The organism is Vibrio penaeicida, from assembly GCF_002933855.1.
Lineage (GTDB): Bacteria > Pseudomonadota > Gammaproteobacteria > Enterobacterales > Vibrionaceae > Vibrio > Vibrio penaeicida_A.
Map to the genome: position 1 here is coordinate 442,436 of NZ_BFAQ01000011.1, position 15,342 is coordinate 457,777.

Below are 15,342 nucleotides of genomic sequence, written 5' to 3' on the forward strand. Positions count from 1 at the left end.
TCATTTTACATGAGAATCATTCGTATTTATGACGCTGTAGGGCTTACGCATAAAGGCTCAATCGATATTTCATGCCTACTAAGAAAGGTATTGATTTAGCCTTAAAAACAGTTGTTCTTGGTGCTCAGAAATACGTGCAATTACACTAGGATCCGGAAGCTGATTTTGGGATTTTACCTGTTTTTCAATTTCATCCATCAAAGTGTAAAGGCTGTGCGCACCAATCTGGCTGCTTGTCCCTTTTAGGGTATGAGAGTGGACCTTTATTTCACTGATGTTTCCGTTATCAATGGCAGAGATAAGCTGGTGAATCTGTTCTGGAGTTTCCTCCATAAAAGCACTGAGCACGACGTTTAAAGCGCCTTTATCGTTGAACATCATATCCAGAGCTTCGCGTTCATTCCATACAGGATCATTCTGATCACTTACGGAGCTGAGCTCATTTAGGCGGGTACTGGAAATTGAAGAGTTTGAGGAGTTTGAAGAAAAATTAAGCCATTTTGATAACACCGACTCTAAGTTCTCTGGGTTAACGGGTTTGCTTATGTAATCGTTCATGCCAGCAGCAAGGCATTTCTCCATATCACCCTTCATGGCGTTGGCTGTCATGGCAATAATTGGAATGCTTTTGTAGTTTTGTCCCGCTTCTCCGTCTCTGATCGCCATTGTGGCTTCATATCCATCCATTTCAGGCATTTGGCAATCCATTAATATCAGTTGATAGGGCGTAGAAGATCGCAATGATTGGAGAGCAGCGAGGCCATTTCCTGCAATATCTGATTGGATGCCCAGATTTTCAAGCATTCCTTGCGCGACAAGTTGATTGATATCGTTGTCTTCTACCAGCAGGATTCGGTTTTGTGCTTGTTTCAAATACGGATCTGTGGCTCCGTGTTGCTCATGTTTTGATTTCGACTCGCTTGACGTTAAATATTGAGAATCGAATGCTGTTTCGTGAGGTAAGTTTTCCATTGTAGCGTCACCTTCACGAAGCTGAATAGAGAAAGAGAAGGTAGAACCTTGCCCTAGCTGGCTAGAGACTTCTAACGACCCTCCCATCAGTAAGCACAGTTGTTTCGTGATGGAAAGACCCAAGCCAGTGCCGCCAAATTGGCGTGTGGTTGAGGTGTCGGCCTGTGTAAAGGCGTCAAACAACACACTTAGCTGCTCTTTCTTAATGCCGATTCCTGAATCCGTTACCGAGCACTGAAAGACCAAAAGTTCGCCTTCGGCTTTCGTGATTTGAGCATCAACTTTGATTTCACCTTGGTCGGTGAACTTGAAAGCGTTGCCCACTAGATTATTCAATATTTGTAGAAGCCTCGTTGGGTCGCCTTTTACCAACGGAGTAGAAACATTTTGAGTATCTAGATAGAAACTGATTTGTTTTTCTTGCGCTTTGATAGCATTGATTTCTTTGAATCGATTAAGCAGCTCTAATAGGTCGAAATTTACTTCTTCCAAATCTAACTTTCCTGCATCGATTTTGGAGAAATCTAAAATATCGTCAATGATGGTGAGAAGAGATTTGGCACTGGATTGAGCCAAATTTAGGTAGTGGCCCTGACTATCGGTAAGCTCATTTTTATTGATGAGATCCAACATGCCTAGTACACCATTCATTGGAGTACGTATTTCATGGCTCATATTGGCAAGAAATTCACTTTTGGCTTTTGCCGCTTCCACGGCTTTGTTTTTTGTATCCAATATTGTTTTTTCATACTCAATTTGATCGGTGATATCTCTAAAGCTCCATACTCGCCCTACAAGTGTTCCTTCTTGCAACATTGGGTGAGAAATTCTCTCTATAATCTTCCCATTTCTAAGTTCTAACGTGTCGAACGAGCGATCAAGGCTGCCAGCATTTAACTGATCAGGGGAGAGTGTGAATGAAGATGGGTCAACAAGCTGAGAGCGAATTTGGTGAACGAAACTCAATGAACCTCCTTCTTCAGTGTACAAGCTTGGAAGTTGCCAAATTTGACAGAACTGCTGATTCATTTTTAGGTAGTGACCACGTTTGTCGGTGACAAGTAACCCGTTCTCGGCAGAGTGCAATATGGCTTCCATTAAGGACACGGTTTCTTTCAGTTTTTCCTCCGATTCTTTAATGTTGGTTAAATCCTCAACAGACACAAAAACACCCGAGACTTCTCCATCCACAATGTCTGGCAAATATGTCGCTCTGATATGCTTAAATTGCCCCAATCCAGCATCTATTCGGCTTTCAAATTGAGTTTCTTTACCTGCCAGACCTTGCTCCAGATAAGGAAAAACTTCATTGAATATTTTTTCTCCAAGTATGATCTTTATATGCTGGTTTAAGATTTCATTTTCCGGTAGCCCAAACCAGTCTTGGTAGGCTCGGTTTACAAATCTGTAGTGGAGATCTTTATCGACATAAGAGAACAACTGGGGAGCGTTATCGCTAATGCCTTTGATGTATTTATTTGCTTCAGATAGCTGCAGATCTTTGATTTCTTTCTCTTTGAGTGCTTCTTTACGAGCGAAAATTTCTTCATTGAGGCGCTCAATGGACGTGGTTTTTGATTGTAGCCCATCCACCATCCCGTTGATCGCTTGTCCCAGCTCCGCGAGTTCATCTTTGCCAAGAGAGGGAATGTTAATATCCAGATTTCCTTGCCCAATGTGGTAGGCAGCTCGGTGTAATAAGGCGAGGCGGTGCAAAACCAGCTTTCTTAGCAGTACGACGATAACCGTGGCGATAACGAAACTGCCTGCGATAAATGAAAGCAAAACGAATTGGTTTGAATCGTAAATGGGCTGAAAAGCTTTGTCTTTATCGTAAACAACCACTGCTTTGAGCGCAGCGCCTGCACGATCTAATGTCTTACTTGCTGTCAGCTCGGAGTGGCTTTTGTTGTACGTTTTACCTTGTGAATAGATATTGTTAGAAAGAAGAAGATCGCCTTGTGCATAGGAGGCGTAGATCTTACCTTCCATGTCGGTGAGTAAGACGAGCTTAAGCGGTCGACCAGCGTTAATGATGGACTGATTGACCTCGCCTAGTACGTCGTAGGCAATTTTTGTCCAATTTATCGAAACGATGACTTTACCAAGGCTCCGACCTCGGATCTTAATGTCGGATGTAAACCATTGTGATAAATGTTGATCTAAACCTAATGTAGGAAGGTAAGGGTCATACAGAATGTTGCTAACGACTGTATTACCTCCTTCGGAGGGCTTGTACATAGGGTGCTGAGTGATATTTTCTAATAGCAGCCTTTCCCCGTTAATTTTATTGCCTTCCATATCGACGGTGGATGTGGCAAATACGGTGTTTTCCTCATCGAGTATCAAAATGTAGTTTATTAAGGGGTACACTTCTAACAAACCATTCAGTATCTGATTAATTCCTCTGTTTTCCTGTAAGTCGAGTGCTTTAGCGATGTCTCTATTTTTAGAGATGATGTTAGCCATCGCAATATTACCTTCAATGTTTGTATTTAGGCGCTTCAATGCGTAGCTAGAGTCGAGAGCCATCTCATTGTATAAGCGTTCAGACATTTCGGTTTTGGTGTTGGATACCAGCAAGTAACCCATTACTGCCATGAGAATACTCAGTGTTGTGATGACAGTAAAAACAACCTTAGTTGTGAGTTTCATTTGTCGACCCAAATGAGTTGATCACGAATATCGACAGATACGGATATTCCCATCATGTTTATTGCTTTTGTATTAACCATAAAGAGCGGCGGCTCTTGAAGCTCGGATTGAAGCTGTGTTGGTGGCACATCATTCACTAAGATCTGTCCTGCTTTCTCACCTGCCATTTTGCCTAGCGTATAGAAATCAGCTACGGGCCCAAAGGTTGAGCCTTTCAAAATGCCGGACTTGTTGGAGCTTAAAATCGGAATCTTGTGTTGATGAGATATTGCGATGAGTGCTTCTTCCCCTCCCGATTGCATTAGGGTATCTGTGGTGGTCATAAATACATCGGTTTTACCCACTTGGTCCATGGCCAGTTCAGATAGGTGTTCAATGCTATTGGCCGCCAATATCTCTACCTTTATCCCTTCTTTTTTCATTAGCCGTAAAATATTGGAAGCCTGAATTTTGGAATTAGGTTCTCCCTTACGGTGAAAAATTGATATTTTGCGAGTCTCTGGAAGAACCTTTCTAAGTAGGGCAACATAGTGTTTGTTGGATACGTAGTTACTGGTGCCGACGAGGTTATTGCCTGAATAATCGAACGAATCTATCAACCCTGAATCGGCTGGGTAAGTCACAATCGAAAATACAATCGGTGTGCTTGCCGGCAATACGTTTTTGATGATGGTAGTGCCCGGTGTGGTCAGTGAGTAAACCAAATTTGGACGCGTATCTTTAATTTTGTTTGCGACTTTTGTTTGCAACTCTTTATTAGCCCCCGTTTTTCCCATAATGAACGTGGCGTTTTTTCCTTCCTGTATTCCAAACTCAGCAAGCCCAGCTTTAAAGCCTGCGACGCTATCTGGATACCCGCTCCATGTTGCAAACCCAATCACGTAATTTACGTTTACCGTTGTAGCAAAAGCCATCCTAGGTGTGATTAACGCAAGCGATATCACAATGAATGAAATTAAAACAATTCGTCTATTTGACCACTGGATGGCAAGTGCATAGCGAGAATGAACGTGAGTCTTTAAGTGAGCTGAATTAGAACGTTCCATTGATTATTTCTCTTGTCATTTATTCGATGGAAGCTAACGGCTTGAGATTTAACTGCCTAAAGATAAGGCTAGGAGAGATTGGAGGTGTTTCAAGTATGAGATGAAAAGAAACATCAAGATAATTGCGAGCGGTTTGTGCGCTTTTATGAAAAGAGGGGGATCTCACATAATGACAGTTAATTTGGATAACTTGCTTTTTTTTCAAACAAATGTTGATCCAATCACGCCTGAATAATAAAGAGTTTGCTTGAATGTAATAAGAGTTTTTAGTTGCAATGTAAGGGGTTGCATCGAATATGAATACATCGCTAATTTCAGTGTTGAAAGCTATGAGTATTTCCAGCGGGGACGAAGGGGAGGTGCAGGGCTATAAAGCAGCAAAGTGGCGTTGGAATGCCAGTAGTGACGAGTTTCAGTTTCTAGACCCCTTTTTAGTGGAAAGTATTCATCGTCAGTTTAAAATTCAGACTATTGCGGATCTTTTGAAAATAATGCCTGAAAACGACAAAAAGAAGCTGGTAGGTGCGCTTCAGTCAACGCATGAATGCAATTCGAAACACTCTGTTTTCTGTGTTCTAACCCCTTCGAAAGGGTTGTTTATTTATTGTGAAGTAGAAGTAAGCAGAGCAGAAGGTGATGTACTTCTGGGTTATATCCGACCTCTGTTTTACTTGTCTTCTATGTATGAAATCGGGCAAATTTTTCAAGCAATTTTTGAAAACCGACATCATGGCATTGTTATAACCGACAGTGATACTCGGATTTTAGCTTGCAACCCTTATTTTATCGAACGTTCGGGCTATCAGTTTAATGAGCTGTTAGGGAAAAAAACGAGCCTGTTCAATGCGGGTAAACACAGCGATACATTCTTCGAAGAAATTTGGCGAGTGATTCATAGGGAAGGTCATTGGACTGGCACCATTTTGTCTAAAAGGGCAAATGGTCAAACAGAACCTCAAGATCTCACCATCCAGAAAGTGGAAATGGCGAATGGTAAAACGTATTTCGTTGGTTTTACCGTCGATTTGTCCAATCACTTGTACCGAATTGCCGATACGGAATACGGTGGTATTGAACTGTTGACGCAACTTCCCAATGAAGATGAATTTAAATCAAAACTAGCCAGCATTGTTAAACATTACAGCCATTCTCATACCATTATTGTTTTGGCAATAGCACCGGAATTTGATGAAGACTCAACGTTAGAGCAGAGGGTTGCGTTTTCAAACGCCGTTGCTCAGGTGGATGAGCAATACCTTTGTGGCTACAAAGGCGACAACTTGTTTGTGTGCGCACTAAAATGCGTCAATTCTGCCAATAGGGTTAGGGCTATACATAGCGAGATCAGGCGTTTCATGGCGGCGATTCGTCAGTTTGGTAACGAACATCTTTTCAAGCTCGTTACAAGAGGGAAGATTGGCGTATCCGTACTTGGGTACGATACCAACCAACCTAAAATGTTGGTTACCCATGCGACTCAGGCTATGTTGGAACAACATTCGAGTAAAAAAGGCTACAACATCAGCTTCTTCGACCGTTCGATGCATGAAGAAACGGTTCGAAGGAAGAAGCTCGAAGAGCTTTTGACGGGCTTTATTAAGACAGAAAATATCGACGTGCACTTTCAGCCCATTGTTTCTACTGAAACTTGGCAAGTTATTAAATTTGAAGCTCTATGCCGTTTTCCTTCTGTTGAAGGGCTTCAATATACACCTCAAGAAATGATCAACATTGCTGAAGACCTGAACCTCGTGGCGACCTTGGATAAAATTATCGGTTCCAAGTCTTTGCATTATCTAGAAAGAATTCATCGTCACTTCGGCAAGCAAGTGGGCATTACGATAAACCGATCGCTTAATACCAAAATGAGTGCCCAGCAAGTACTGACAAACACTCTAAATATGGTCGAGGAGTCGGGCGTTGACCCTAAGTTAGTTACTATTGAGTTGACAGAAAGTGCCTATTTTGACAGTGAAGATTGCCACATAGAGGCATTGAAAGCGCTTAGACAAAGAGGCGTTAATGTTGCAATTGATGACTTTGGTACCGGGTATTCTTCTTTTACTTATTTGAGTAATGGTCACTTCGATTACCTTAAAATCGACCGAGAATTTATATTCGATATAGAAATAGGCACACACAAGTACTTCATTGTGAAAATGCTGGTGGATCTTTCTCATACCCTTGGCGTGAAAGTGATTGCTGAAGGAGTTGAAACCATACAAGAAATAGAAGTGCTTACTGGGTTGAATGTGGATTACATACAGGGGTACTACTTCTCTAAACCCGTCTCTATTGATGATATTGAAACAGCGCGTCACTATGTGAAAAAACAGAATGAATTGCGTCGCTTTTCTTTACCCAAGCAAGGTGTAGGGATTTTAAGCTTACATGAGCAAATGTCGCCATTTTTAGAACCCAGTACAGCGCTGAGTGAAGTGCATGAGATTTTCCTGCGAACAGATTTAGAAGCCATGGTGGTGACAGACAGCTTACATTGCGTTGGGGTGATTGATAGGGAAGTGTATAGCCTTCATATGACTTCAACATTTGGCACTAAGTTAGAAACGCAACGAGATACGCAAATTTTAAAACGCAAGCTTAGCCAAGTAATGAAGACCCAGTTTACGGTTCTTAGCCACGCGACGTTACTTAAAGATGTTCCAGCGCTCGTCAAAAAAGGCGTCCCGCTACCTTGGGTGATCGCCGGAGACAAAGGAGAATGTTTAGGCATAGTGACCAAAAACAAGGTGCTCAAGTTTTTAGCCAGTTGAGGTTACTTGGGTTTAAAGGCTAACGAGTTGTTAAAGGTGGTTACTTGGGTAAATAGAGTCTGTTATTATCCGTGCCACAATTTTGAATGACGTAACTCTGCCTAACAATGCTTGATTATTTCCTTGCCCAATTGCTTCCTATGACTTTAGGGGCCCAATTGGTTATCACTTTGGTACTGCAAAAAGGGGACATTTGCCCAGGGCAAAGAGGTCGCTTGCATAAGCTTTTGCCTGCCTTTATCGCGTTATGGATAGCCACTGCAACCATAAGTTTGCTCGGATTAGTTACGGCTGGTGTTTTAGTTGCGTTTTATTCTAAAGTCCAAACAGGAAAAACACGTGAAACGGGTTCTTTCTACATATTGAATTTATCAGCATTAACTGGGTTGGCAGCTCTCACACATGTGATCATGCAAAGCTTCACATTTTGGGGCGGGGTCAGTGTCGCTGTTTCTGGCATATTATTAGGGGCGGCATTTGCGCAGCTTATGTTGGTTGTTTCTCGCTCTCGGTTACAAGCCTTTCATCGTATCTTACCTATTACAGGTATCGTCAGTGGAATGCTTTTTGCCATTGTCTCATTGGTTCAGGCGTATCAACTTCCTCCTGAAGCCATAGAGCATTTTACCACGCAAATTTTAGCGGGCTTTGCGATGTTAATCACTGCTCTCCTAATTTGGTGCTGGCATATGTTGTTCAACCAAACTCCAACTAAAATTCAGTTGAGCGTGGCAGTGTGTTGCCTACTTGCATCACAATTTGGGTTCCAGTCTCTAATATAATACTCGTATCAAATAGCACTTTTCCTAATAGACACTAACCTTTGAGTAGGTAACCTGAAAAGGGGGAAGTGCCATGGATCTGAGCAACATCACCAACCTCGATAGCATCATATTGCTGGGCATAGTGAACGAAAAATTGCGTTTGGAATGCGACAGTTTTGAAGAGTTGGTTACGACCTATGAAATGGATGTTGAAAGCTTGGTGAGCAAGCTAGATGTGGTGGGTTATCAGTACGACCCACTCACGAACCAATTTAAGTCTTACGAACGATAACGCGAAAAATTCGAAACCCAAATGGCTTATCCACTTAAGTTTCGGAGTTTGAGCTTCGGGATTTAGGCTTCGAGATTTGAGTGTCCGATTTTCGCTAGGCTAACTTAATTCCTTCAAGGTGGCTTTTGCATTGTTGTCGAGCAGTGTTGAAGAACGCTTGTAGGTATCTTTTTTTGCTTTCGCTGCTTCGAGTGGCAGCGAAAAGCCTTCTCCAAAGCCCGTCAGAAAGTGGCTTGCTAGTGATCAATCCTTGCCGTGAAAACTCAATAACCGCCCAATTTGGTAAAGCGGCGACACCTAATCCAGCAGAAACCATTTGAACCAGCATTAACGTGTTATCGCATTGCTTCCATTTAGCTGGCTCAACCCCCGCTGGCTGAAGGAAATGTTTAACAATATCCAACCTTTGCTTTTGTACAGGGTAGGTAATGATGGTTTGATCCGCTAAATCTTCAGGTTGGATACTTTCCAACTCCGCAAGTGGGTGGGTGGTTGAAGTCACTAATCTCATTTCAAAATCAAACAAAGGCTCATAGTGCACTTCTGATTTTGGCTGAATATCGGAGGTGATGACCAAATCGAGCTCCCCTCCCATCAATGCCGGTAATGGTTCGAACCCAAAACCGGAAGAAAAATCCAATGTAACGCTGGGCCATGCGAGCTGATATTCCTTTAGAGCGGGCATGAGCCATTGAAAACAGGAATGACACTCAATGGCCATGTGCAACCGACCATTAACATCTTCCTTAAGACTGGCGAGTTCACTTTCTGCCATCGCTAGCCTAGGCAGAACTTCGTCGGCGACTTTGAGCAGTATTTCACCTTCAGAGGTGAATTTTACAGGTCTTGTTTTACGCAAAAAGAGCTGCCCTCCAATTCGCGATTCTAAATCCTTTATCTGATGAGAAAGTGCCGACTGTGTTAAGTGCAGGGCGGTTGCGGTTGCGGTTAATGATCCGGTATCTCTTAATGATGTCAATGTTCTCAGATGCTTCAATTCAATCATGAGCTTCTCTCACTTTTCCATGTTCTCTATGACATATGTTCATAAAATACGAGCTTTTGACCTCTTTGTAAACGTCTAGATGGCTAAATTAAATTTAAAACATGAAAAAAAATAATAAACAAGTTGAATAAATGGAATTTGCTCAACTAGGCGATTCGAGAGATATTTTAGCCATCCAGACTTCTTAAATTTATGTGCAAGGAATAATAACTATGGCAACGACTAAGACTCATATCCTCGGCTATCCACGTGTTGGTGAGAAAAGAGAACTAAAATTTGCGCAGGAAAAATATTGGCGAGGTGAAATTTCACAGCAAGAGCTTAAGGAAGTGGGCAGCGAGTTAAGGCAGCGCCATTGGAAAGATCAAACCGAGAGTGGGCTGAGCTATGTAGCTGCGGGTGATTTTGCATGGTACGACCATGTACTTACTACCAGTTTATTATTGGGGAATGTCCCAACTCGCCATAAAGAAGGCTTCCCAGATCTCGATACGCTGTTCCGCGTTGGTCGCGGTCAGTCGCAGTCTAGTTGTGGTTGTGGATCTGCAGCATCCGACATGACGAAGTGGTTCAACACGAATTACCACTACATTGTTCCTGAATTCAGCAGCGATGCTTCATTTGAAGTTAGCTGGCCACAGCTTTTTGAAGAAGTAAACGAAGCCATTCAAGCTGGGCATGAAGTAAAACCAGTTCTTCTTGGCCCGGTAAGCTACCTGTTCTTGGGTAAAGAAATTGAAGAGGGGTTTGATCGCCTAACGCTTCTTCCACGCCTTCTTACGGCTTATCAAGCGATTTTAGCGAAACTGGCAGAGCTTGGTGTTGAGTGGGTTCAGATTGATGAACCTATTCTAGGTCTAGAACTAGACAAGCCGTGGTTGGATTCATTTAAGCTGGCTTACCAAGTTATTCAGAGTGATGTAAAACTTCTTCTGACTACTTACTTCGACTCGGTAGAAGAACATTTCGATTACATCACCGCACTTCCAATTAACGGTGTGCACGTCGATCTCTCAGCGGCACCTGAGCAACTAGACGCTATAGTTAACAAACTGCCTGAAAACTGGGTGTTATCAGCCGGTGTTGTCAATGGACGTAATGTTTGGCGCGCGGACGTTAATGCTTGGTTGAAAAAGCTGCAACCAGTGAAAGAAAAACTGGGTGAAAACCTTTGGATTGGTAGTTCTTGTTCTTTACTGCATAGCCCTATCGATCTTGAGCTTGAAACTGAGTTAACAGAAGAGGTGAAAAGCTGGTTTGCGTTTGCGAAACAAAAGCTGAGCGAAGTTAGCCTGCTTGGTGCTGCCTTAAATGGTGACCAGAAAGCCATCGCAGAATGTGAAATTTACAGCCAACCGATTGTTGCACGTAAAACTGCGGATCACGTTAACAAACCTCAAGTGAAAGCACGAGTTAACGCTATTACAAGTGAATTAGCTAACCGTAGTGCTCCGTACGAGGAGCGTGCCCATCACCAAGCCGAAGTGCTGGGTCTGCCTCTTCTGCCGACCACGACCATTGGTTCGTTCCCTCAAACCAGCGAAATCCGCACGCAACGCAGTGCATTCCGCACCGGAAAACTGTCTGAAGCCGATTATGAAGCCGCGCTGAAAGGTCACATCAAAGATGCGGTCGAACGTCAAGAAGCATTAGACCTTGATGTTCTGGTTCACGGTGAAGCCGAGCGTAACGACATGGTGGAGTATTTTGCGGAGAATTTGGCTGGTTTCCAAACATCCAAATTTGGTTGGGTTCAAAGTTATGGCTCACGTTGCGTTAAACCCGCGATTGTTGTGGCTGATATCGAGCGTGGAAAGCCGATGACAGTTGAGTGGTCTACTTATGCCCAGTCTCTCACCAGCAAACAAATGAAAGGCATGCTTACAGGGCCGGTTACGATTCTGTGCTGGACGTTCCCGCGTGAAGACGTTACCCGCAAAGAAATTGCGCAACAGCTGGCATTTGCATTACGTGATGAAGTGAGTGATTTACAGGACGCGGGGATCAATATCATTCAGATTGATGAACCTGCGATTCGTGAAGGGTTGCCACTTAAGAAGCGTGACCATGAAGAATACCTAAACTGGGCGGTCGAATCCTTTAAAATCTCTGCGGCAAGTGCAAAGCCTGAAACTCAGATTCATACACACATGTGTTACAGCGAGTTTAACGAAATCATCGAATCTGTTGCCGCGTTAGATGCTGATGTGATTACCATTGAAACTTCTCGGTCAAACATGGAATTGCTGAAAGCATTTGAAGAGTTCAACTATCCAAACGAGATTGGTCCGGGTGTATACGATATCCATTCACCGAATATTCCGACAGAAGAGTGGATGGTTGACTTACTCGAAAAGGCGGCGGCGAAAATTCCAGCAAAACGACTTTGGGTGAACCCAGACTGTGGATTAAAAACACGTAACTGGGAAGAAACCGAAGCATCACTTAAAAACATGGTAAATGCGGCTAAAACATTGCGTACTCAATGGCAATAGCGACCGCTCTCTTCATCTAACCAAAATGTAAAAAGCCCCTGCTCAATGAGCAGGGGCTTTCTGTTAACTTTTGCTGTATCTTTTAGCGCGTTTCATTCCAAAATATGTTGAATAAAACCTCGGCTAATTTACCCAATCTCGTAACTTAAAGGTAACTTGGTGCTTGTCGTTTTTGAGAGTCAATGTGTCTTTCGTTAGAGTGACATCGCTCCACTCTCCTAATGCATCTGACATCACCTGTTCGGTGTTCATCATTTCATCGGAGCACATCATCATGGTCATGCCCATGTTATCAACACGGAACTGCCCATCTTTTAATTCGCCTTGTCCAAAGTAACCATTACAACCGGCGAAACCATTAACAGTCAACTTTTCACCGACTTCAATGCTAGGGTGTTTGCTATGTTCCGGTTTTACGTAGTCTTGTCCATCGATCTGAGCCAAAATCCAGTGGTGATGTTGTAAATCCTCTTTGGTTACCACCGATGCATCTCCGTTGCTGGTACAAGCTGCCAAAATAACTGGTAAAGCGATAAGAGCGAGTTGCTTTTTCATTCGAAGCTCCAAGAAGTGTTTTCAAAATCCCGTGCAGTATAATTAACAAGTTCAGTTTCTTGTCAGTGTAAAGTCATAATAATACTGCCAAGGGTATAAAACCATTACCATTTCTTTATTCCATTCTCGTTTGGAAATTTATATAGATTTTTCCTCTAATGCGGAGGATATGTTGTATCGTGAGTAAAGTGTTATGCTTTAAATAGATATAAAGTCATCGCTAAGCATAGGAGGGGATATGGAACAGTTGGAATTTTTCAATGTGCCGAGTCCATGTGTTCGAGTATGCACGGTTGACGAAAGAGGGTATTGCCAAGGATGCATGCGTAACCGCCAAGAACGTTTTGATTGGCTGAACATGACGCCCACCCAGCAACTGCATGTTATCAAGCTTTGTCGTCAACGCTATCGACGAAAGATGATGAAGCAAAGGAAGGAAGAACAAACTCTATCGCGATTAGATAACCAAGACCCTCAACAAAGTTTGTTCTAGCTTCATTGCTCTAAGGTCACTTAGTCCACAACCCTTACTCGAATTTGTTTTACTCTATTACCGAGCTTTAACGCCCGGTCAATAACGTAAGAGCTACAGTGCATTATGAAAGGGTAAGCAGTCACTCATTTCCGATTTAATCCAGTTGACAAATGGTGTACTCAGTAGCGAATGAGTATCGGTGGCTTGGATAGCAACATAATTGTGCCCTGTCAGAGAAAATCCCATTGGCGCAATTAACCGCCCCTGCAGAATGTCATGGTGTACCAGAGGGTAAGAACCTATAGCAATCCCAAGCCCGTCACTTGCTGCCTGCAAACAAAAATAGAAATGAGCAAAGCTTTGTTGGGATTTTGTTGTTATTCCTGAGAGAGACGAAACGTTTAACCACTCTTGCCACGCTGTTAAACGAGTTTGAGAATGCAATATTTTGGCATTTCGTATGTCACCTTTAATACTATGCCAGTATTCTTTCGTACAAACCGGCCCCGCCCACTCTTCCACCAAAGGGGTTATCTGATAGTGCGACGGGATCGCGAAATCGTCACGACGAATCGCAACATCCAGCCCCGCATTGATGAGATTGATTGGGCCGCCTGCTGTGGATAAGCGAACATCCGTCCCTGTTTGAGAATAGAATTCGTCCAGCTTGGGCATCAGCCAGCGCATGGTGAGAGTGGGCTCGCAAGACACTTCCAAAGAGTGAGTATCGAGGCTGTTAAGTTTGGCAACACCTGCCGATAAAGCGCCAAACGCCTGTTCGGTATAGCTCTTGAGCAATTGCCCTTGTTCCGTTAACACCACATTGCGACCTTGTTTATGAAACAGGCGCTTATCCAAATACTGCTCTAACGTCTTGATTTGCTTACTGACAGCCCCATGAGTCAGATTGAGCTGCTCTGCTGCCTGCGTATAGCTGCTAGAGGATGCTGCGATGTGGAACACGTGAAACGCTTTAAGGTGACGCATGTGTGAAATTATCTCACAAATATCTGGCAATACTTTCGATTATAGAAAGGAGAAAAGCTTCTTACAATAGCTTCATCTTATTAACAAATATACAAAGGTTCACAATGGAATTTCTTAGTTTAGCCGTACTTGGCTTCTTTATTGTTATTACCCCCGGGGCGGACTTTGTCTTAGTGTTGAGGAACAGCATTCAGCAAGGCAGGGCGGCAGGCATTTGGACAGCCGTTGGTATCAGTACTGCGATTACAGTTCACATTGCCTACTCTATTCTGGGTATTGGTTACTTAATTTCACAAAATCTTTTTCTTTTCCAATGCCTGAAATATCTCGGCGCTACCTATCTGATTTATCTAGGTATAAAAGGATTTTTATCCAGTAGCCACGAGTTAGAGCAACAAGCAGGTCTTGAAAGCCATCACGCTCAGTGGCGCTATGCATTGCAAGGCTGGCTATGTAACGCATTGAACCCAAAAACCATGTTGTTCTTTGTCAGTATCTTTAGCCAAGTCATTTCACCCAAAGGCGAAGAAATGACTCTAGCGCTGTTTTATGGTGGGTATATGATTCTACTTCACGGGCTGTGGTTTAGTTTAGTGGCCGTCCTGCTGACTTCGCCAACACTTCAAACGCGCTTGCTGAAAATGAAGAAAAGATTGGAACAAGCGTGCGGTATTGCGCTTGTCTCTTTCGGCGCTTTATTGGCAACTAAAGCGTGATTAGAATCAGTCAAGCAATTGCCTGAGGTAGTCTTCCAACCTTAGCAGTGCTGGAGCTTTACCAGAACTTTTCAAGGTCACAACATCCACCAACTGAGTGGGCTGATAGCACATGCGATACGCCCACTTCATGTCGATGCTGATATTGTGAAAACATCTTGGGCTAACATCAATATCAACGCATTAAATAATCAGGTCGTATCAGTTTAACCACATTCTTTTGAAAGGAGATAATCGCGGCGACAGTTTTAGATTTGTCAGGATTTCTACTGACAGATCCATCTTCTTTTCGTACTGGTTTTAATATTTTATTTGAAGCCATGATAATACTCTTAAATCTTAATAAAATTAGTTTGTTACCAGTAGTAAGTTGACTAAAAACAATATTAATTTATATGTAACTCGCCTAGATAACTGAAAAAATGTAATCGATCGTATTATCAGCTCAAAGATATCGTGAACTTACTCTGATTCAAAAGAATGATGTTTGACCCAAAAAAATAGCAAGCAATTAATCTAGCAATAGACATTCTTAGCTATCACTCGCAAATATTCTATAAATCACATTTACCTGTAGAAAATTGTTCTACTTCGCACAGTAATAC

Annotated in this window: 11 protein-coding genes; 6 read left to right on the forward strand and 5 right to left on the reverse strand. The window is 42.8% G+C overall.

The genetic code is table 11. The features are described from left to right. Positions 1–78: 78 nt before the first annotated feature. Both VPNCDNU1_RS05500 and VPNCDNU1_RS05505 read right to left on the reverse strand, forming a co-directional pair. Positions 79–3,627, reverse strand: coding sequence for an ATP-binding protein (locus tag VPNCDNU1_RS05500; RefSeq protein ID WP_104399415.1), 3,549 nt, complete (start codon positions 3,625–3,627; stop codon positions 79–81). Further along, positions 3,624–4,673, reverse strand: coding sequence for an ABC transporter substrate-binding protein (locus VPNCDNU1_RS05505; RefSeq protein WP_104399416.1), 1,050 nt, complete (start codon positions 4,671–4,673; stop codon positions 3,624–3,626). The genes VPNCDNU1_RS05500 and VPNCDNU1_RS05505 overlap by 4 nt, the downstream gene beginning before the upstream one ends. Before the next feature lie 296 nt (positions 4,674–4,969). Between VPNCDNU1_RS05505 and VPNCDNU1_RS05510 the strand changes: the two genes are divergently transcribed. The 3 genes from VPNCDNU1_RS05510 to VPNCDNU1_RS05520 all read left to right on the forward strand — a co-directional run bounded on the left by VPNCDNU1_RS05510 (position 4,970) and on the right by VPNCDNU1_RS05520 (position 8,503). Beyond that, positions 4,970–7,447 (forward strand): sensor domain-containing phosphodiesterase, encoded by a 2,478-nt coding sequence (locus VPNCDNU1_RS05510; RefSeq protein WP_104399417.1) that lies wholly within the window; start codon positions 4,970–4,972, stop codon positions 7,445–7,447. 158 nt (positions 7,448–7,605) lie between these two features. Further along, complete coding sequence (locus VPNCDNU1_RS05515) at positions 7,606–8,229, forward strand: hypothetical protein (RefSeq protein WP_237324089.1); 624 nt, start codon at positions 7,606–7,608, stop codon at positions 8,227–8,229. 73 nt (positions 8,230–8,302) lie between these two features. Then, positions 8,303–8,503: a DUF4250 domain-containing protein gene (locus VPNCDNU1_RS05520; RefSeq protein WP_104399419.1), complete on the forward strand. Its 201-nt coding sequence runs from the start codon at positions 8,303–8,305 to the stop codon at positions 8,501–8,503. Between the two features lie 94 nt (positions 8,504–8,597). Here VPNCDNU1_RS05520 and VPNCDNU1_RS05525 read toward each other — a convergent pair whose 3' ends face one another. Then, positions 8,598–9,509 (reverse strand): LysR substrate-binding domain-containing protein, encoded by a 912-nt coding sequence (locus VPNCDNU1_RS05525; RefSeq protein ID WP_104399420.1) that lies wholly within the window; start codon positions 9,507–9,509, stop codon positions 8,598–8,600. Between the two features lie 212 nt (positions 9,510–9,721). Here VPNCDNU1_RS05525 and metE point away from each other — a divergent pair, with 212 nt between their 5' ends. After that, complete coding sequence (metE, locus tag VPNCDNU1_RS05530) at positions 9,722–12,004, forward strand: 5-methyltetrahydropteroyltriglutamate--homocysteine S-methyltransferase (protein ID WP_104399421.1); 2,283 nt, start codon at positions 9,722–9,724, stop codon at positions 12,002–12,004. Between the two features lie 123 nt (positions 12,005–12,127). On the opposite strand, the gene VPNCDNU1_RS05535 is transcribed toward metE, so the two are convergent. Then, positions 12,128–12,571, reverse strand: coding sequence for an META domain-containing protein (locus tag VPNCDNU1_RS05535; RefSeq protein WP_167404722.1), 444 nt, complete (start codon positions 12,569–12,571; stop codon positions 12,128–12,130). A 226-nt stretch (positions 12,572–12,797) separates the two neighbouring features. Here VPNCDNU1_RS05535 and VPNCDNU1_RS05540 point away from each other — a divergent pair, with 226 nt between their 5' ends. Further along, a complete protein-coding gene (locus tag VPNCDNU1_RS05540; protein ID WP_104399423.1) occupies positions 12,798–13,052 on the forward strand; it encodes a DUF1289 domain-containing protein in 255 nt (84 codons plus the stop codon). Positions 13,053–13,145: 93 nt separating this feature from the next. On the opposite strand, the gene VPNCDNU1_RS05545 is transcribed toward VPNCDNU1_RS05540, so the two are convergent. Next, positions 13,146–14,021: a LysR substrate-binding domain-containing protein gene (locus VPNCDNU1_RS05545; protein WP_104399424.1), complete on the reverse strand. Its 876-nt coding sequence runs from the start codon at positions 14,019–14,021 to the stop codon at positions 13,146–13,148. 104 nt (positions 14,022–14,125) lie between these two features. Here VPNCDNU1_RS05545 and VPNCDNU1_RS05550 point away from each other — a divergent pair, with 104 nt between their 5' ends. Beyond that, positions 14,126–14,737 carry a LysE family translocator gene (locus tag VPNCDNU1_RS05550; RefSeq protein WP_104399425.1) on the forward strand — a complete coding sequence of 204 codons (612 nt, stop codon included), beginning with the start codon at positions 14,126–14,128 and terminating at the stop codon, positions 14,735–14,737. The last annotated feature ends 605 nt before the right edge of the window (positions 14,738–15,342 follow it).